The organism is Pseudoxanthomonas wuyuanensis (assembly GCF_900215535.1).
Lineage (GTDB): Bacteria > Pseudomonadota > Gammaproteobacteria > Xanthomonadales > Xanthomonadaceae > Pseudoxanthomonas_A > Pseudoxanthomonas_A wuyuanensis.
Genome location: NZ_OCND01000001.1, coordinates 310,654 through 329,572 on the forward strand (window position 1 = coordinate 310,654; position 18,919 = coordinate 329,572).

General features: G+C 66.2%; 15 protein-coding genes. 7 read left to right on the forward strand and 8 right to left on the reverse strand.

The genetic code is table 11. The annotated features are described in order from the left end of the window. Positions 1 to 45: 45 nt before the first annotated feature. From CRO39_RS01410 to CRO39_RS01420, 3 genes are all read left to right on the forward strand, one after another. Positions 46 to 294 carry a FeoA family protein gene (locus CRO39_RS01410; protein WP_097120084.1) on the forward strand — a complete coding sequence of 83 codons (249 nt, stop codon included), beginning with the start codon at positions 46 to 48 and terminating at the stop codon, positions 292 to 294. Then, positions 291 to 2,162 (forward strand): ferrous iron transporter B, encoded by a 1,872-nt coding sequence (gene feoB, locus CRO39_RS01415; RefSeq protein WP_097120085.1) that lies wholly within the window; start codon positions 291 to 293, stop codon positions 2,160 to 2,162. The genes CRO39_RS01410 and feoB overlap by 4 nt, the downstream gene beginning before the upstream one ends. 292 nt (positions 2,163 to 2,454) lie before the next feature. Further along, a complete protein-coding gene (locus CRO39_RS01420; RefSeq protein ID WP_097120086.1) occupies positions 2,455 to 2,706 on the forward strand; it encodes a DUF6587 family protein in 252 nt (83 codons plus the stop codon). 132 nt (positions 2,707 to 2,838) lie between these two features. Here CRO39_RS01420 and CRO39_RS01425 read toward each other — a convergent pair whose 3' ends face one another. The 6 genes from CRO39_RS01425 to CRO39_RS01450 all read right to left on the reverse strand — a co-directional run bounded on the left by CRO39_RS01425 (position 2,839) and on the right by CRO39_RS01450 (position 7,967). Then, positions 2,839 to 3,207: a hypothetical protein gene (locus tag CRO39_RS01425; protein ID WP_097120087.1), complete on the reverse strand. Its 369-nt coding sequence runs from the start codon at positions 3,205 to 3,207 to the stop codon at positions 2,839 to 2,841. Next, entirely contained in the window at positions 3,204 to 3,728 is a 525-nt protein-coding gene (locus CRO39_RS01430; RefSeq protein ID WP_097120088.1) for a bactofilin family protein, read from the reverse strand. The genes CRO39_RS01425 and CRO39_RS01430 overlap by 4 nt, the downstream gene beginning before the upstream one ends. A gap of 136 nt (positions 3,729 to 3,864) precedes the next feature. Next, entirely contained in the window at positions 3,865 to 5,472 is a 1,608-nt protein-coding gene (locus CRO39_RS01435) for a carboxyl transferase domain-containing protein (RefSeq protein ID WP_097120089.1), read from the reverse strand. A 324-nt stretch (positions 5,473 to 5,796) separates the two neighbouring features. Then, positions 5,797 to 6,105 carry a hypothetical protein gene (locus tag CRO39_RS01440; RefSeq protein ID WP_097120090.1) on the reverse strand — a complete coding sequence of 103 codons (309 nt, stop codon included), beginning with the start codon at positions 6,103 to 6,105 and terminating at the stop codon, positions 5,797 to 5,799. Between the two features lie 157 nt (positions 6,106 to 6,262). Further along, on the reverse strand, positions 6,263 to 6,595 hold the full coding sequence (locus tag CRO39_RS01445; RefSeq protein WP_097120091.1) for a hypothetical protein: 333 nt from the start codon (positions 6,593 to 6,595) through the stop codon (positions 6,263 to 6,265). A 196-nt stretch (positions 6,596 to 6,791) separates the two neighbouring features. Next, positions 6,792 to 7,967 carry a thiolase family protein gene (locus CRO39_RS01450; RefSeq protein ID WP_097120092.1) on the reverse strand — a complete coding sequence of 392 codons (1,176 nt, stop codon included), beginning with the start codon at positions 7,965 to 7,967 and terminating at the stop codon, positions 6,792 to 6,794. Positions 7,968 to 8,159: 192 nt separating this feature from the next. Here CRO39_RS01450 and CRO39_RS01455 point away from each other — a divergent pair, with 192 nt between their 5' ends. Next, positions 8,160 to 10,991, forward strand: a complete 2,832-nt coding sequence (locus CRO39_RS01455; RefSeq protein WP_238394610.1) for a S8 family serine peptidase — start codon at positions 8,160 to 8,162, stop codon at positions 10,989 to 10,991. Positions 10,992 to 11,058: 67 nt separating this feature from the next. Here the strand turns inward: CRO39_RS01455 and CRO39_RS01460 are convergent, their stop codons facing one another. Together CRO39_RS01460 and CRO39_RS01465 are read right to left on the reverse strand one after the other, a co-directional pair. After that, entirely contained in the window at positions 11,059 to 12,216 is a 1,158-nt protein-coding gene (locus CRO39_RS01460; RefSeq protein WP_097120093.1) for an isovaleryl-CoA dehydrogenase, read from the reverse strand. 41 nt (positions 12,217 to 12,257) lie between these two features. Further along, complete coding sequence (locus CRO39_RS01465) at positions 12,258 to 13,358, reverse strand: Glu/Leu/Phe/Val dehydrogenase dimerization domain-containing protein (RefSeq protein WP_097120094.1); 1,101 nt, start codon at positions 13,356 to 13,358, stop codon at positions 12,258 to 12,260. Between the two features lie 226 nt (positions 13,359 to 13,584). Here CRO39_RS01465 and CRO39_RS01470 point away from each other — a divergent pair, with 226 nt between their 5' ends. From CRO39_RS01470 to CRO39_RS01480, 3 genes are all read left to right on the forward strand, one after another. Next, entirely contained in the window at positions 13,585 to 14,184 is a 600-nt protein-coding gene (locus CRO39_RS01470) for a TetR/AcrR family transcriptional regulator (RefSeq protein ID WP_097120095.1), read from the forward strand. A gap of 78 nt (positions 14,185 to 14,262) precedes the next feature. Continuing rightward, a complete protein-coding gene (locus tag CRO39_RS01475; protein ID WP_238394609.1) occupies positions 14,263 to 15,138 on the forward strand; it encodes an alpha/beta fold hydrolase in 876 nt (291 codons plus the stop codon). A 145-nt stretch (positions 15,139 to 15,283) separates the two neighbouring features. Then, entirely contained in the window at positions 15,284 to 18,880 is a 3,597-nt protein-coding gene (locus tag CRO39_RS01480; RefSeq protein WP_097120097.1) for a methylmalonyl-CoA mutase family protein, read from the forward strand. Positions 18,881 to 18,919 lie beyond the last annotated feature (39 nt).

Sequence of the window (18,919 nt, forward strand, 5' to 3'; positions counted from 1 at the left end):
GCGGGAATGGTAGAATCGAGAATAGTTCGCATTTGAGATTCACCCGTGACGCTGAGCGATCTTCCTGGCCGCACACCCGCCATCGTCGAGTCCGTCGAGGACCACGGCCCCAACGACGCCATTGCCCGGCGCCTGCGCGAGCTGGGTTTCGTCAATGGCGAGGAAGTGCAGATCGTGGCCAAGGGCCCGATGGGCGCCGAACCGTTGCTGGTGCAGGTTGGCTTCACCCGTTTCGCGCTGCGCCGTAGCGAAGCGGCGCGCGTGCGGCTGCGCGCCAACGGAGCGTCGGCATGAGCGGGCAACTGCCTTTGCGGTTGGCACTGGTCGGCAACCCCAACTGCGGCAAGACCGCGTTGTTCAACCAGCTGACCGGCAGCCGGCAGAAGGTCGCCAACTACGCCGGCGTCACCGTCGAGCGCAAGGAAGGCCGCCTGCACACCGCCGCCGGCAACAGCTATGCGGTGCTGGATCTGCCTGGCGCCTACAGCCTGCATGCGGCCAGCCTGGATGAGGCCATCACCCGCGATTTCTGTCGCGGTTTCCTGCCCGGCGAAGCCGCACCGGACGTGCTGGTCTGCGTGGTCGATGCGACCAACCTGCGCCTGCACCTGCGCTTCGTGCTGGAAGTGCGCGAACTGGGCAAGCCGATGATCGTGGCCCTGAACATGGCCGACGCCGCGCGCCGCCGCGGTATCGGCATCGACCGCGCCGTGCTGGAAAAGGAACTGGGCGTGCCGGTGGTGGAAACCGTTGCGGTCAAGCGCAATGGCGCCCGCTCGCTGATCGAACGGATCGACGAGATGGCCGCGCATCCGCGCGAGCCGCAGGCGACCCTGGGCGGGCAGGCCGATGTGCAGTCCGACCGCTACCATGAAGAGACCCGCCGTCTGTTGTCGCTGGCGGTGACCATGCCCACCCGCACCGCGAAGGTCGACGATGCGCTGGATCGGTGGCTGCTGCATCCGGTATTTGGGCTGGCGGCGCTGGCGGTGGTGATGTTTTTGATCTTCCAGGCGGTGTATGCCTGGGCCACGCCGATGATGGACGCCATCGACGCCGGTACCGGCGCGTTGGGCGAGTGGGTCGGCGCAACGATGCCGGAAGGTCCGCTCAACAGTCTGCTGGTGGATGGCATCATCGCCGGCCTGGGCGGAGTGATCATCTTCCTGCCGCAGATCCTGATCCTGTTCGCCTTCATCCTGGCGCTGGAGGAAAGCGGCTACCTGCCGCGGGCGGCGTTCCTGCTGGACCGGATGATGGCCTCGGCAGGCCTGTCCGGGCGTTCGTTCATCCCGCTGCTGTCCAGCTTCGCCTGCGCCATTCCCGGCATCATGGCCACCCGCAGCATCCAGGACCCGCGCGACCGACTGGCGACGATCCTGGTCGCGCCGCTGATGACCTGCTCGGCGCGCTTGCCGGTTTACGCATTGCTGATAGGCGCCTTCATTCCGCAGCAGCAGGTCTGGGGCATTTTCAACCTGCAGGGGCTGGTGCTGTTCGGCCTGTACGTGGCCGCCATCGTCAGCGCGCTGGTGGTGTCGTGGGTGATGAAGAAATCGCGCCGCGACAAGGGCGAACATGCGCTATTGCTTGAATTGCCTTCCTACCGTCTTCCGCACCCGCGCGATCTGCTGATCGGGCTGTGGGAACGGGCGATGATCTTCCTCAAGCGCGTCGGCGGCATCATCCTGGCGCTGACCATCCTGTTGTGGTTCCTGTTGTCGTTTCCGGCGGCGCCGGCCGATGCGGTCGGGCCGGCCATCGACTACAGCTTCGCCGGCCGTATCGGCCATGCGATGGCTGTATTCTTCGCGCCGCTGGGCTTCAACTGGCAGATCTGCATCGCGCTGATCCCCGGCATGGCCGCGCGCGAAGTGGCGGTGTCGTCGCTGGCCACCGTCTATGCGCTATCGGCCGCCGATGACGAGTCGGCCGCGCAGGCGCTGTCGCCGCTGATCAGCGACGGCTGGTCGCTGGCCACCGCGCTGTCGCTGCTGGTCTGGTATATCTATGCGCCGATGTGCATTTCCACCCTGGCCACGATCAAGCGCGAGACCAACTCCTGGCGCAAGATGGGTTTTGCAGCGTTCTACCTGTTTGCGCTGGCCTACCTGGCCTCGCTGCTGACCTACCAGATTGCCGTGGCGCTGGGGGCGGGCTAGGGCCTGTTAACACTATTGGGATGGGTCACGCCGCAACGGAGTGCGTGCGGGACAAGGAAGAATGAGGAAAGTGTATGCCGATACATGTCCGAGTGATGACGCCGTACCGCGCGCACTCCGTTGCGGCCCCCGTATCAAGTACGGGGCAGGCTCTCCGGGTTGCTGTCCAGCGGCCGCCAGATGGCCGCGCGCGGCTTGAACAGGCGGCCAGCCTGTCGCTGCGCCACGCACAGCCACCTGACGACCGCTGGGGCAGCAACGTGACCCATCCCAATAGCGTTAACAGGCCCTAGTGGACACCGGCCTGCTCTTGCAATACCTGGTGATTGCCGCGGCGGTGCTGATCAGCGCCTGGGTAGTCGCCAACAAGCAGTTCCCCGGCGGCATGCGCAAGCTGCGCATCGCGCTGGCGCTGAGGCTGCTGCGCGAAGGCCGGGCGGAGTGGCTGCGCGCCATCGGCCGCCGGATTGCGCCACCGGGCCGTGCAGCCGATGCGGCCTGCGGCGGCTGCAACAATTGCGACCCACCGGCGGCAGGAAGGTAACCTGACACGGTGGGAGTGGTGCCGGCATGCCGGCACCGGTGAGTCGCGACGAGGCTTTCCCGCGAAAACGCCATCGCGACTTGACCAGCCATTCGGCTGTTAAAAACCGTCGCTTCTACCATTGAACAGAAGCTAATGCCGGGTGCTGCGCTTGCCGCCCTTGCCGGCGGTGGGATTGACCTCTACGGCCAGGGTGAAGGTGCGCTGTTCGTTGGGCTGCATTGCGCCCACGCCCACGACCTCGCGCTTGATCTCGTCGCCGCGGTCGTTGCGGATCGACAGCACCACGCAGTATTCCCAGGCGCCGCCGTCGGCCGGGTGGCGGATGCTGCCTTCGACCCGGAGCGGCGTGATGGTGTTCGACGCAGCCGCACCTGCGTTCGGGTCGAAACGCAGGTGGTGTTTGCAGGCGGGGCAGACGGCCGCGCTTTCCAAGATGGTGGTCTTGCAGTGCGGACAGGTGCGGGTTGCGCCGGCGGTTCCCGGGCGCGGACTGCTCATGCGGCCGCGCCGGACTCCGTGGCCTTGCCGTTCTTGGCGGATTTGCCGTCTTCGTCCCAGCCGAAATCGGCCTGGCCGCGCATCCGCGAACCGGCGGCGACGGTCAGCGAACCGGCCTTGACGTCACCGATGAGCACGCCGGAGGCCAGCAGTTCGACCCGCGACGCGGATTCGATATTGCCTTCCAGCTCGCCGGCGATGATGACCTTCTTGGCCTTGACGCCGCCGCTGAGCTTGGCGCCGCTCTCGATGGTCAGATCGCCCTGCACATTGACGTCGCCCTTGAACTTGCCGGCGATGCGGATGTGACCGGTGCCCTCGATCTTGCCTTCGATGGTCAGATCGGCCGCAATCAGGGATTCCTTGACTTCGCGCTCGGCGGCACGCGTGGCCGGCGGCGTCACCGTCGGGGTGAAGCTGGCGGCGGCGGGGGCGGGCGTGTCCCGCAGCGCGACGGGTTCGGGGGGCTGTGGCGCCGGAGAATCCTTCTTGGCAGGGCCTTGATCCTTCCAGATAGACATGGGCGGGGGTCTCCAGTCGAAAAGAATGCCGACTATCGCCCGCTCGGCGTTGTCATGCTGTGATGGGCCTCACCTTACGAAGCTTTGTTGTCCCGGGCGTTTTCCAGTGACCGCTGTCGCGGTGCGGCTGGTCCGGCTACATCCGGAATACGCCAAACCGCGCCGGTTCGATGGGCGCGTTGAGCGAGGCCGAGATGGCCAGCCCCAGCACCCGGCGGGTGTCGGCCGGATCGATGATGCCGTCGTCCCACAGCCGTGCGGTGGCGTACCAGGGGCTGCCCTGCGACTCGTACTGGTCGCGGATGGGCGCCTTGAACGCCTCTTCCTCTTCGGCGCTCCAACGGCCGTTCCTGGCCTCGATGCCGTCGCGCCTGACCGTGGCCAGCACGCTGGCGGCCTGTTCGCCGCCCATCACGCTGATGCGCGCGTTCGGCCACATCCACAGGAAGCGCGCGCCGTAGGCGCGGCCGCACATGGCGTAGTTGCCGGCGCCGAAGCTGCCGCCGATCACCACCGTGAACTTGGGCACCGACGAGCACGCCACCGCGGTGACCATCTTGGCGCCGTCCTTGGCGATGCCGGCGTTCTCGTACTTCTTGCCGACCATGAAGCCGGTGATGTTCTGCAAAAACACCAGCGGGATGCCGCGCTGGTTGCACAGTTCGATGAAGTGCGCGCCCTTGAGCGCGCTTTCGGCGAACAGGATGCCGTTGTTGGCGACAATGCCCACCGGATAGCCATGGATGTGCGCAAAGCCGGTCACCAGGGTCTTGCCGTAGCGGGCCTTGAATTCGTCGAAGTCCGAGCCGTCGACGATGCGCGCGATGACCTCGCGGATATCGAAAGGACGGCGCGTGTCCCTGGGGACGATGCCGTACAATTCCTCGGCGGCGTAGCGCGGTTGGCGCGCATCGCGCACCGCCAGCGGCAGGGTCTTGCGCCGGTTGAGATTGCCGACCAGATTGCGCGCGATCTGCAGCGCGTGGCGGTCGTCTTCGGCGAAGTGATCGGCCACGCCGGACACGCTGGTATGCACGTCGGCGCCGCCCAGCGCTTCGGCATCGACGACCTCGCCGGTGGCGGCCTTCACCAGCGGCGGGCCGCCCAGGAAGATCGTGCCCTGTTCCTTGACGATGACGCTTTCGTCGCACATCGCCGGCACGTAGGCGCCGCCTGCGGTGCAACTACCCATCACCACCGCAATCTGCGGAATATTGTCCGCACTCAGCCGCGCCTGGTTGTAGAAGATGCGGCCGAAGTGCTCCTTGTCCGGAAACACCTCGTCCTGCAGCGGCAGGAACGCGCCGCCGGAATCGACCAGGTAGATGCAGGGCAGGCGGTTCTCGCGGGCGATTTCCTGCGCGCGCAGATGCTTTTTGACCGTCATCGGGAAATAGGTGCCGCCCTTGACCGTGGCGTCGTTGGCCACGATTACCACTTCCAGCCCGTTGACCCGGCCGATGCCCGCAACCATGCCCGCGGCCGGCGCCGCGCCGTCGTACATGTCCTCGGCCGCCAGCGGCGCGATTTCCAGGAACGGCGAACCGGGGTCGAGCAGGGCGGCGATGCGGTCGCGCGCCAGGAGCTTGCCGCGTTCGGTGTGTTTGCTGCGCGCCTTCTCGCCGCCGCCATCGGCAGCGCGGGCCAGGCGGCGATCGAGTTCTTCGACCAGTGAACGGTGATAGGCCGAGTTGGCCAGGAAATCCTGCGACCGCGGATCGAGCTGGGTAGTCAGAGCGGGCATGCGATGAGCCGTAACCGTAAAGGCGGCATCAGAACACAAAGCCAACGGCGGCGCCAAACGCCGGCGGACGATGTCGCGTCCGGCCAGGCAACGGCTGGAGCGCTACCTGTCGGGTCATCACAGATTCGTCATGGCCAGCCATCCGGCCGTCGAACAGCGCCTCCGGCGCAGGCCGGGACGACGACGGACGATTCGATTCGGCGTCGACGCCTGGACCGGAATGGTTCCAGCGTGTCATGGACGCTACGTAGGGATCCCGGTATGGCGCAGAAACGACAAGGCCCGCTTGCGCGGGCCTTGTCTGCCAGCATGGGAAGCAAGCGATTACTGCTTGGCTTCTTCGGCCTTGGCTTCTGCTTCTTCAGCGACTTCGGCAGCCTTGTCGGCGGTGGCCTGGGCCGCATCGGCGGTGGCATCGGCGGCAGCGGCGGTGGCGTCGCTGGCAGCGGCCACGGCGGCGTCGGCGGCTTCGCCAGCGGCTTCGGCGGTGGCGTCGGCAGCTTCGCTGGCAGCAGCAGCGGCTTCGTCGGCGGCAGCGGCAGCGTCGTTAGCGGCCTGGTCGGCTTCCTGCTTGGTGCAGGCGCCCAGGGCCAGCACGGCGGCGGCCAGCAGGATGTAGAACTTGGTCTTCATGGCGTATCCCCTTGATTCGGATGTGGAGGTCGGATTGAGTCGCTGCCATCGCTGCCACAACTATCAGCGGACGGCGGACTTTCGGATATGGAAAAAGCCGCCGAATGATCCGGCGGCTTTTCCCAGTTTAGCGTCAACCTTGGCAGTTGCCAGCAGATTACTGCTTGGCTTCTTCCGCAGCGTCCTTGGCTTCTTCGGCGGTGTCGGCAGCCTGGGAAGCAGCATCGGCAGCGGCGTCGGCAGCTTCCGCGGTGGTGGCGGCAGCAGCGTCGGCAGCGGCGTCGCTGGCAGCGTCGGCAGCGGTAGCGGCAGCGTCGGCGGATTCCTGTGCAGCGTCGGCCACTTCGGTAGCGGCGGCGTCAGCAGCGGCCTGCGCTTCGGTGGCGGCATCGGCAGCGTCGGCAGCGGCGTCGGCAGCCTGGTCCTGGTTCGAGCATGCGGCCAGAGCGAAACCCAGGGCCAGCGCGATCAGAGCCTTATTGATGGTCATTGTTCGATTCCTCGTCGTTTGAATAGGCAACGCGCTATTGCGCGCCTGCAACATGATGACAAGCCCGTGACGCGTGTCAAGCGGCGACTGGGTCATTTTTGTCAATAGCGCGTTAAGCGGAAAGCGGAAATGGCAATGGTTATACGCAGGTCCTTGAGCGGCAAGGCTTCGCCAGGCTGACGCGCACCCAAACGGGTTACGGCAACTCGATGGCGATGGCCGTCGCTTCGCCGCCGCCGATGCACAACGAGGCGATACCGCGCTTGCCGCCGCGGGCGCGCAAGGCGTGCAGCAGCGTCACCACCAGACGCGCGCCGGACGCGCCGATGGGATGCCCCAACGCGCAGGCGCCGCCGTTGACGTTGACCTTGGCGTGCGGAATGCCCAACTGCTTGATGGGCGCCATTGCCACCACCGCGAACGCTTCGTTGATCTCGAACAGATCGACATCATCGACGCTCCAGCCTACCTGCTTGAGCAGCTTTTCGATGGCGCCGACCGGTGCAGTGGTGAACCACTCCGGCTCCTGCGACAGCGTGGCATGCCCGACGATCCTGGCCAGCGGCTGCAGGCCGCGGCGGGCGGCTTCGTCCGCGCTCATCAGCACGGTGGCGGCGGCGCCATCGGAAATGCTGGACGAACTGGCGGCGGTGATGGTGCCGTCCTTCTTGAACGCGGCACGCAGCGTCGGAATCTTGGCGATGTCGGATTTGCCGGGCTGCTCGTCGCTGGCGAACTCGACCTCGCCCTTGCGGGTGCTGACCTTGACCGGAACGATCTCGTCGGCGAAAGCGCCCGACTGCTGCGCGGCCTGTGCGCGCTTTACAGATTCGATGGCGTAAGCGTCCTGGTCTTCGCGGCTGAAGCCGAACTTCTCGGCGGTGGCTTCGCCGAACACGCCCATCGCCTGGCCATCGTAGGGATTGGTCAGGCCGTCCCAGGCCATGTGGTCGACGGACTGGAAGTTGCCGTAGCGGTTGCCGGTACGCGAGTTGGGGATCATATGCGGCGCATTGGTCATCGACTCCATGCCGCCGGCCACGACCACCGATGCCGAACCGGCCTTGATCAGATCGTGACCCAGCATGATGGCCTTCATGCCCGAGCCGCAGACCTTGTTGATGGTGGTGCAGCCGGTGGCGACCGGCAGGCCGGCGGCCAGCGAAGCCTGTCGCGCCGGCGCCTGGCCCAGGTTGGCCGGCAGCACGCAGCCCATGATCACTTCGGATACATCGCCGGCGGCAACCCCGGATTGGGCCAGTGCCGCGCCGATGGCGGCCGCGCCCAGGGTCGGTGTGGGGACGCCGGTGAACTGGCCCAGGAACGAACCAATGGCGGTGCGCTTGGCGCCGGCAATGACGATATCGGACATGAAACGGACCTCGATGGTGTAGACCGCCGATTATCCGCCCCCCGTCACGGGGCGGCAAATCGGACTTTCGATACAGGCCGGCCGGCGAGCCGCTGCGACTGTGCGCTCATGGCCAGTTGTGCGGTTTTCGCGGTAGATTCGGCGGTACCGGGCGGCTGGTCCGGAGGGGCGTTTCACGGAAGGGGGAAGGCAATGGAACAGGCAGGCAGGGAAATGGTGCGGGCCGCGCGGCTCACTGCGGGCGGACTGGCACTGCTGTTGGCGGCATGCGGCGGCGGCGGCGGCGGCAACGTCCGCAACGATCCGCCACCGGTCAGTCCGCCGCCGGCTACGCCGCCCCCGCCGGCGCCGGCAGGCGCCAGCCTGCATTTGCAGCTGACCAATACGACTGTTGCGCACGCGGCCGGTTTCACCGGGCAGGGCGTGCGCATCGGTGTGGTCGACAGCGGGGTCAACCGCAACCATCCGGCGCTGGCCGGGCGGGTGATCCGCAATTTCACCTACATCAATCCCAACACCAACAATCTTGCGGTCGACGACGTGGTCGGGCACGGCACCTGGGTGTCGCAGATCCTGGCCGGCGCGCCGTTCGCCAATTCGCCCGGCGGTATCGCTCCGGGCGCGCAGATTGTCTCGGCGCGCATCATCAGCGATCGCGCGCCCAGCGACGATGGCTCCGGCCAGGGCAACCAGGTCGACGGCGCGCTCGGGCTGCTGCCGGTCCACCAGGATCTGATCGCCGCCGGCGCGCGCATCATGAACAACTCGTGGGGCGGCCTGTACTGGACCAACCCGGCGGCCACCGCACCGATCGCCGACGAATACCGCCCCTTCGTCTTCGCCAACGATGGCTTGGTGGTGTTTGCCACCGGCAATTCGGGCTTCGCCAATCCGTCCGACATGGCGGCACTGCCGAGCCAACCCGGCGTCGGCGGCAGCATGCCGGCCGCCGATCTGGAGCGCGGCTGGCTGGCGGTGGCGGCGCTGGATTCGAACAATCCGCACCAGCTGGCCGGCTATTCCAACGCCTGCGGCATTGCGATGCGCTATTGCCTGGTCGCGCCCGGCAGCGTCATCGTTACCAACGAGAACGCGACCGAGGCCAATCACAGTTACGGCACCGTATCCGGCACTTCGCTGGCCGCGCCACAGGTGTCCGGCGCGGCCGCGCTGGTATGGGAAGCGTTTCCGTACTTCAACAACGATCTGGTGCGGCAGACATTGCTGGGCACGGCGACGGATCTGGGCGATCCCGGCGTGGATGCGGTGTTCGGGTACGGCCTGCTCAATGTCGGCAAGGCGGTGCTGGGCCCATCGCGGTTCGATTGGGGCGATGTGACGGTGTCCTTCGACGGCATCACGTCGGTCTGGTCGAATGCGATCAGCGGCGATGGCGGATTGATCAAGCGCGGCAGCGGGCGATTGGAACTGGCGTTCTCGACCAACTATGGCGGCGATACGCGGGTGCAGGGTGGCACGCTGGCGTTCTCGTCCTCGGTGCCCGGCGACAGCTTCATCGAAGCCGGAGGCAACCTGGAACTGCGCGGGCTGGGCGTGCACGGCGATGTCGACAACCGCGGTACGCTGACCGTGCAAGGCATGGCAGGAAGCCGATTGGTGGAGGGCAACTATGTGCAGGGAAGCGGCGGCCGCTTCGCCTATCAGGTCGGATCGCCGTTGAACGTTTTCGGCACCGCGCAGCTGGCCGGGGATCTGCAGGTGATCGGTATCCGCAGCGGCTATGTGCGCAGCGACCGCGAACTGGTGCTGACGGCACAGGGCGGGTTGAGCGGGCGCTTCGACTCGTTGAGCAACGGGCCAGGCGTGTTTCTGCAAGCGACGCTCGGCTATGACGCGACAGAAGCTTGGCTCGATATCACCCGACTGGATATTGCTGCCACTGCGATGGCCTTCGGCCAGATCAGCGCGGCCTCCGCGGCTGCCGCGGTTCGCATGGAGCAAGCATTCAAGCGCATGGATGCACATGATGGCGACGCCGCTGGCGCCGAGCCCGTCGCGGATACGTTCCGAGCGCTCGCCGGCGAATTCCAGCGCAGTTCGACCCAGGCGGAGGCCAAGGCCTCGCTGGCCAGCCTGTCCGGCGAACTGCATGCCGCCGCCGATGCGATGACCTTCGATGCCATCGACGTCAGCCGGCGCGCCTTGTCGGCACGCTTCGACCAGCTGATCGATCTGCCGCGGCCACGCGGCGACTGGTACCGACGGTTGGGCGAAGCGGGGCAGGGCAGCTATGGCGGCAACGATTTCCGGATGGACGGCTGGATGCTGGGCAGCGATCTGCGGCTGGGCGAATACGGCGTAGCCGGCGTCGCTTTCGGCGAAATTCGCGCACACAGCCAAATCGGTGGCGGCCGCCGCGATCGCAGTCAGGACCGGCAGGCACAGGGGCAGGTCTATCTGGGCAGCGTGCGTGGCCAAGCCTACGCGCTGGGCCAACTCGGATTCGGCCGCTACGACCGGCAGATGCGGCGTGAACTGTGGCTGGGCCAGGCCCATCGTGGCGTGAACAGCGAGTACGCCGGAGATTTCACGTCTGCCAGCATCGAAACCGGCTACCGCTTCGGCACTGCGCTGGCGGCGATGACGCCGTATCTGGGCGTCGACCATGCCCGCGTCGACCGCGATGGTTTCAGCGAAGCAGGCGCCAGCGGCTTCGGCCTGCGGACCGACGCCAGCCAGGGTCAACGCACGCAGGCGATCGCAGGCGTGCGCCTGGCACGGTCATGGGACGGCCGGCATGGGCGCGGTTTCGGTGCGCGTGGCTATGCCGAGTGGCAGCAGACGCTGGCAGCGCGCGGCCTGGGCATCGATGCGAGCTTCGTCGGTGCGGAAGCCTGGGCGCCGCTGGTGGGCATTTCGCCGGAGGCGTCGGGCGGAGTGTTCGGCTTCAGCTTCGAGTCGCACCTGGCCGATGCTGCCACGCTCAGCTTCGGCTATGACCAGAGTTTCGGGCCGCGCGAGCGGTCGCGGATGCTGTCGGCGAGGTTCGCTGTCGGATTCTGAAGCGCTGCAATCTTGGTGCGGTAGAGCGGAGCAGATTCCGCTCTACTGCGTGAGGTCCGCGAGGCCGTCAGTCGCGGCCGTCGAATAGTTCGCGGCCAATCAGCATGCGGCGGATTTCGTTGGTGCCGGCGCCGATGGCGTACAGCTTGGCGTCGCGCAGCAGGCGGCCGGCCGGGTATTCGTTGATGTAGCCGTTGCCGCCCAGCGCCTGGATCGCTTCCAGCGCGACCTGCACCGCCGCTTCCGACGCGTGCAGCAGGCAACCGGCGGCGGCGGCGCGCGAATTGCGGCCGCTATCGTAATCGCGCGCCACCTGGTAGGCGAACGCGCGGCTGGACTGCAACTGGGTGTACATGTCGGCCAGCTTGCCCTGCATCAGCCCGAAGGTGCCGATGGCCGCATCGAACTGCTTGCGTTCGCGGACATAGGGCAGGGTGAGGTCGAGGGCTGCCTGCATCAACCCGATCGGGCCGCCGCTGAGCACCAGCCGCTCGGTGTTGAGGCCGCTCATCAGCACGCGCACGCCCTGGTTCGTCTCGCCCAGCACGTTGGCGGCCGGGATTTCGCAGTTCTCGAACACCAGCTCGCAGGTGTTGCTGCCGCGCATGCCCAGCTTGTCCAGCTTCTGCGCGGTGGAAAAGCCCGGCATGCCTTTTTCGACGATGAAGGCGGTCATGCATTTGGAGCCTGCGTCCTTGCCGGCGGTGCGCATGTAGACGATCAGCACATCGGCTTCCGGGCCGTTGGTGATCCACATCTTGTTGCCGGTGGCGACCCAGACGCCGTCCTTGAATTCGGCGCGGCAGCTCATCGAACCGACCACGTCCGAGCCGGCGCCGGGTTCGCTCATCGCCAGCGCGCCCTTCCATTGGCCGCTGCACAGCTTGGGCAGGTACTTGCGGCGCTGGGCGTCGTTGCCGTTGAGATACAGGTTGGACACGCAGAGATTGGAATGCGCGCCGTAGCTCAGGCCGACCGAACCGGAAGCGCGGGAGATTTCCTCCATCGCCACCAGGTGCGCCAGGTAGCCCATGCCGCTGCCGCCGAATTCCGGATCGACGGTCATGCCCAGCAGTCCCATCTCGCCCAGCTTGGGCCACAGGTCCTGCGGAAACGCGTTGTCGTGATCGATCTGCGCGGCGCGCGGCGCGATTTCGCTTTCGGCGAAACGGCGTACCGCCTCGCGCAGCGCGTCGATTTCTTCCCCCAACTCAAACGGTCGCATCCGGTCCTCCCTCCTTTGCGGCCTGGGTATTCTGTATTCGGTCAGTGCTCGCCGCGCAAGTGCCCCATGAAGCGCGGCGCGGTGCGGCCGAGCGGCAGCTTGAGCTTGCCGATGGAACCGATGCGCGCTTCGGCCATGCGGTCGGCGGCGTATTGCGGGGTGATGTTCTCACGGTCGGCCAGTTCGAAGATCTTGCCGACGGTGTGGTAGATGGTGCGCATCATGCGCATTGCGCGTTCGCGGTTGTAGCCGTCGATTTCCAGCGATACGTTCATGACGCCGCCGGCGTTGACCGCGTAATCCGGCGCGTACAGGATGCCGCGCTTGGCGGCTTCATCGCCGGTCACATGCGACATCTGGTTGTTGGCGGTGCCGCAGATGATCCTGGCCTTCAGCCGCGGCAACGTCTCTGCGTTGATGGCGTATTCCAGCGCGCACGGCGCGAATACATCCACCGGCAGGTCGTAGATTTCGTCCGGCTTGACCGCCTCGGCGCCGAATTCCTCCACCGCGTGCGCGACCAGCCTGGGGTTGAGGTCGGTGACGAACAGCTTGGCGCCGCGCTCCTTCAGCAGCTTGACGAACTCCATGCCGATATGGCCCAGGCCCTGTACGGCGATGCTGGTCTTGCCGACCTCCTCGTGGCCGAACTTCCTGTTGAGCGTGGCCATCAGCCCCTGCAGCGCCCCGTAGGCGGTGAACGGCGCGGGGTCGCCCGAGCCGCCGTGGACCTGATGCACGCCCACCACGTATTCGGTTTCGCGGTAGACGTTTTCCATGTCGTTGACGTCGGTGCCCACGTCCTCGGCGGTGATGTAGCGGCCGCCCAGCGAGTCCACGTAGCGGCCGAACGAGCGGAACAGCACCTCGCTCTTGTCCTGATCGCAGTCGCCGATGATCACCGCCTTGCCGCCGCCGACGCTGAGCCCGGCCAGCGCGTTCTTGTAGGTCATCGTGCGGCTCAGGCGCAGCGCATCGGTCAGGGCCAGGTTGCTGTCGGCGTACTGGCGCATGCGTACGCCGCCCAGGGCAGGGCCCAGTACCGTGCTGTGGATGGCGATGATGGCCTTCAGCCCCGCATCGGGGTTGTGGCAGAACACGACCTGTTCGTGGCCGGAGGTGTCGAGGGTTTCGAAGATCATTGCGGGCTCCGGGGCGGCGTGGGGTTGCCGCAGGCTTGCCTGTGATTCGGTTAAGTGACTGGTAGAAAACAAAAAAGCGACGTTTCCGGAACACGCCCGAGGTCGTCGCAGGGGCGCAGTTTAATGCAATCGCGGTAGCGGGGCCGAAAGTGTGGTCCTGTCCGGGTGAACGGCATGGCTCAGCCGGAACTTGAATAAAACGAACGGTCGTGCTATTTATCGCATCATGAACCTGGCCGCCTCCACCAGCAAGGGCACCGCCACCCGCGAGATGATCCTCGAGCGGGCCTACGGCATCGCCTGCCGGTTCGGCCTGGAAGGCCTGTCCATTGGCGAGCTGGCTACCGCCGCGGGCATGTCCAAGAGTGGGGTGTTCGCCCATTTCGGTTCGCGCGAGGAACTGCAACTGACGGTGCTGGACTGGACCGCAGCGCGGTTCGGCCATGCGGTGATGGGGCCGGCATTGCGGCAACCGCGTGGGTTGCCGCGGCTGCGCGCCATCATGCTGGGCTGGTTCGAATGGGTGCGCGCCAACCCGGATGGTTGCGTGATGCTGGGCGCCGCCGGCGAATACGACGGCCGCCCCGGACCGCAGCGCGACCGCGTGGTCGAGTGGCTGGCCCAGTGGCGTGCGCAGCTCGGCAAAGCCATCGCCATGTGCATCGAAAGCGGCGAGCTGCGTTCCGATATCGACCCGGCGTTGCTGTCGTTCCAGTTGTTCTCGATCACCGAAGGGCTGCATCACGCCCGCCTGTACGACCCGCAGCATGCCGAACAGCTCGCCCGCAGCGCGCTGGATCAGCTGCTGCGCAACTCCGCCCCCTGACTCGGTCCATTCGTGGAGATCGCCATGGCTGTCATCGCTTCCCCCAAAAAAAGCACGAACGTTCGAAATATTGCCCGCTTGGCGGTACTGCGCACCGGCTACCGGCTGGGCAGCTGGCTGATGCCTGTCATCACGCTGCAGCGGGCGTTTCGCCTGTTCGGCACACCGTTGCCCGGCGGCCGCCTGCGCGCGCGCCACAGCGATACGGCCGGCGCCCGCATCCACGAGTTGCCGTTCGGCCGCGAGCGCATCACCGTCTATGTCTGGGGCGATGCCGCCACCCAACCGCTGGTGCTGCTGGCGCATGGCTGGTCCGGCTATGGGCTGTTCTTCCTGCCCTGGGTGCAGGCGCTGCGGAGCGCCGGTTACGCGGTCGCCACCTTCGATCAGGTCGCGCATGGGCGCAGCAGCGGTTACCGGGCCACGTTGCCGATGTTCGCCGATGTGCTGCACCGGGTCGCCAACCATCTGGGGCCGCTGGCGGCGGTGGTCGGCCATTCGCTGGGGGGCGCGGCGGCGATGCTGGCGCTGTCCAGGGGTATCGCGGCCGAACGCGCGGTACTGATTGCGCCGGCCGCCGATCCGGGACTGGCGGCGCAGCGCTTCGCCGGTTTCATCGGGCTGGCGGAGCATCTGTCGGGACGGTTGTTCGATGAATTCGAATCGCTGACCGGCATTTGCGTCGACACGCTGCAGGCGCATGTCAACGCACCGCATATCGGCCGCACGGCGCTGATCGTCCATGACCTGGAGGACGGCGAGGTGCCGTGGGCCGAAGGCGAGCGTTATGCGCGCTACTGGCCCGACGCGCGCCTGCTCAGCACCACCGGCTTGGGCCACAACCGCATCGTCACTGCGGCGCCGGTCATCGCCAGCGCGCTGCGTTTCCTGCAAGGCCAGCCCGTCGGCGACCGGGTGGTGTCCTCGCCCAACCTGCCTTACGGCTGGGCCTGAGCCGGGGCGGGTTTCCGCCGGATTGCGCAAACCGCACGGCCGCGTAGGGTTGCCGTCGCGGTTGCGCCTGCGCCCGCAACACGTTTGGACAAGCCGCCGCACGGTACAATTCCGCTCTTCGCACAATGCACGAGTGAGGGCGCGCATGAGCACACCGGCTTTCCATGTTCCCGCAGTACAGGCAGATGCAACGCCGCTGCGTTTTGTTACCGCAGCCAGCCTGTTCGACGGGCATGATGCCGCCATCAACATCATGCGCCGGTTGATCCAGGGGCAGGGCGCGGAGGTGGTCCACCTGGGCCACAACCGCAGCGTCGAGGATGTGGTGCGCGCCGCGCTGCAGGAAGACGCCGACGGCATCGCGCTGTCCAGCTACCAGGGCGGCCATGTCGAATACTTCAAGTACATGGTCGACATGCTGCGCGAACGCGGCGCTGGCCATATCCGCGTGTTCGGCGGCGGCGGCGGCACCATCACCCCGGAAGAGATCGCCGAACTGCAGGCCTACGGCGTAGAACGCATCTATCACCCCAACGACGGCATGAAGATGGGGCTGGTGGAGATGATTGAGGATGTGGTGGCGCGTGCGCAGCATGCGCGCGACCGGGAACCGGGAACCGAAGACCCGGCGAATGCGGCGCTCCCCTCGATCAACGATGAAATCGCCATCGGCCGCATGCTTTCGGCGATAGAGGACGGCCTGTTTTCCGAATCGGAGCTCGCGCACCTGCGCAAGCAATGGAACCTTGCCTCAGGCTCGCAGGTCCCCGGTCCCCGGTCTCCGGTACTCGGCATCACCGGCACCGGCGGCGCCGGCAAGTCGTCGGTCACCGACGAACTGCTGAACCGCTTCCTGGCCAGCTTTCCGCAGATGCGCATCGCGGTGATCTCGGTCGACCCGACCCGCCGCCGCACCGGCGGCGCGCTGCTGGGCGATCGCATCCGCATGAACTCGCTGCGCAGCCACCGCGTCTACATGCGCTCGATGGCCACGCGCCGGCAGAACGTGGCAACCAATGCGGTGCTGAAGGACTGCATTGGCTTCCTCAAAAGCCTGGCCTTCGACCTGGTCATCGTCGAAACCGCCGGCATCGGCCAGAGCGATTCTGAAATCGTCGATCTGGTCGACTTCCCCGTATACGTGATGACCAGCGACTACGGCGCGGCCAGCCAGCTGGAAAAGATCGACATGCTGGATTTCGCCGAACTGGTGGTGCTGAACAAATACGACAAGCGCGGCGCCGAGGATGCGCTGCGCGACGTGCGCAAGCAATGGAAGCGCAACCGTGTGGCGTTCCAGATGAAGGACGAGGACGTCCCGGTGTATCCCACCATCGCCAGCCAGTTCAACGATCCCGGCATCAGCTGGATGTTCGCCAACCTGTGCCGGCTGTTGCGCGAAAAGCTGGGGGCCGGGAATGCGGAACCGGGAGCGCGCGCGCGCGGCAGCGACAGGTGCGATTTCAATCCCGACGTCGATACCGGGCTGAAGGAACCGCGCGCCACCGTGCTGATTCCCGGCGCGCGCATCCGCTACCTGGCTGAAATCGCCGAGCAGGGCCGCAACATCAACCGCCGCATCGAAACCGAGGCCGAAACCGCCAGCCGCGCGCAGAGCTATTGGCAGTCGCTGCGGGATCTGCAAGATCTGGCGTTGCCGAAGGCGTTGGATTTGTATGACGCCAAATCCCTTCTGCCGGAGGGGGAAGGGAAAGCCGCCGCCGACCGCACCCTGCTGACCCTGCGCCAACGCTACAACGACGCCGTGCAGTCGCTCAGCTCCGAAGCGCTGAAGCTGCTGCGCGAATGGCCGCAGCGGCTGAAGGCGGTGACCGACCAGGTCAACGAGTACCAGGTGCGCGGCAAGACCATCCGCATCGACAACTACACCACCTCGCTCAGCCACCAGCCGATTCCCAAGATCGCCGCGCCCAGCTACAACGGCTGGGGCGAACTGCTGACCTTCCTGCAGAAGGAAAACCTGCCCGGCAGCTACCCATACACCGGCGGCGTGTACCCGTACCGCCGCACCGGCGAGGACCCGATCCGCATGTTCGCCGGCGAGGGCACGCCCGAGCGCACCAACCGCCGTTTCCATTACCTCAGCGTCGGCCAACCGGCCGCGCGCCTGTCCACCGCCTTCGACAGCGTCACGCTATACGGAGAAGATCCGGCGCCGCGCCCGGACATCTACGGCAAGATCGGAAATTCCGGCGTCAACATCCCCACGCTGGACGACATGAAGAAGCTGTATTCGGGCTTCGACCTGTGCGCGCCGACCACCAGCGTGTCGATGACGATCAACGGCCCGGCGCCGATGATCCTGGCGATGTTCATGAATACCGCCATCGATCAGCAGGTGGAGAAATACCTGAAGGAAGACGACGCGCGCTGGACCGAGGCGCAGCGGAAGATCGATGCGCTGTTCGCCGGACGGGTACGCCCCACCTATGCCGGCGATCTGCCGCCGACCAACAACGGTCTGGGCCTGGGCCTGCTGGGCGTCACCGGCGATCAGCTGGTCGACGCCGACACCTACGCGCGCATCAAGGCCGATACGCTGAAGACAGTACGCGGCACCGTGCAGGCCGACATCCTGAAGGAAGACCAGGCGCAGAACACCTGCATCTTCAGCACCGAGTTCGCGCTGCGGATGATGGGCGACATCCAGCAATACTTCGTCGACAACGGTGTGCGCAACTTCTACTCGGTGTCGATTTCCGGCTATCACATCGCCGAAGCCGGGGCCAATCCGATCTCGCAGCTGGCCTTCACGCTGAGCAACGGCTTCACCATCGTCGAGTACTACCTGGCGCGCGGGATGAAGATCGACGACTTCGCGCCCAACCTGAGCTTCTTCTTCAGCAACGGCATGGACCCGGAGTACACCGTCATCGGCCGCGTCGCCCGCCGCATCTGGGCGCGCGCCATGCGCGAGCGCTACGGCGCCAACGAACGCAGCCAGATGATGAAGTACCACATCCAGACCTCCGGCCGCAGCCTGCACGCGCAGGAAATCCAGTTCAACGACATCCGCACCACGTTGCAGGCCCTGTACGCGCTGTTCGACAACTGCAACAGCCTGCATACCAACGCCTACGACGAGGCCATCACCACGCCCACCGAAGAAAGCGTGCGCCGCGCGGTGGCCATCCAGATGATCATCAACAAGGAACTGGGGCTCAACTTCAACGAGAACCCCTGGCAGGGCAGCTTCGTCGTGGACTACCTGACCGATCTGGTCGAGGAAGCGGTGTACAAGGAATTCGAAGCCATCAGCGAACGCGGCGGCGTGCTTGGCGCCATGGACACCATGTACCAGCGCGGCAAGATCCAGGAAGAGTCGCTGTACTACGAACACAAGAAGCACGACGGCAGCCTGCCGCTGGTAGGCGTGAACACGTTCCTGCCCAAGGAACACGGCGGCGAAGTGGCGACCGAAATCGAGCTGATCCGCTCCACCGAGGAGGAAAAGGGCCAGCAGATCGCCAACGTCCAGGCCTGGCAGGCCAATCGCAACTCATTGGCCCCGGAAGGCGAGACCGACCACGCCCATGTGGTCGAGGACGACACCATTGCCAACGAAACCCATGACGGCCACGGGCTGGGGTATCTTCAGCGCACGGCCCGCGAACGCCGCAACGTGTTCGAGGCGCTGATCGAGGCGGTAAAGACCCACAGCCTGGGGCAGATCAGCCACGCGTTGTATGACGTGGGTGGGGAGTACCGAAGGAATATGTAGCAATAACCGTCCCGCGCGTTGGGCCGCGTGGGGTTCCCA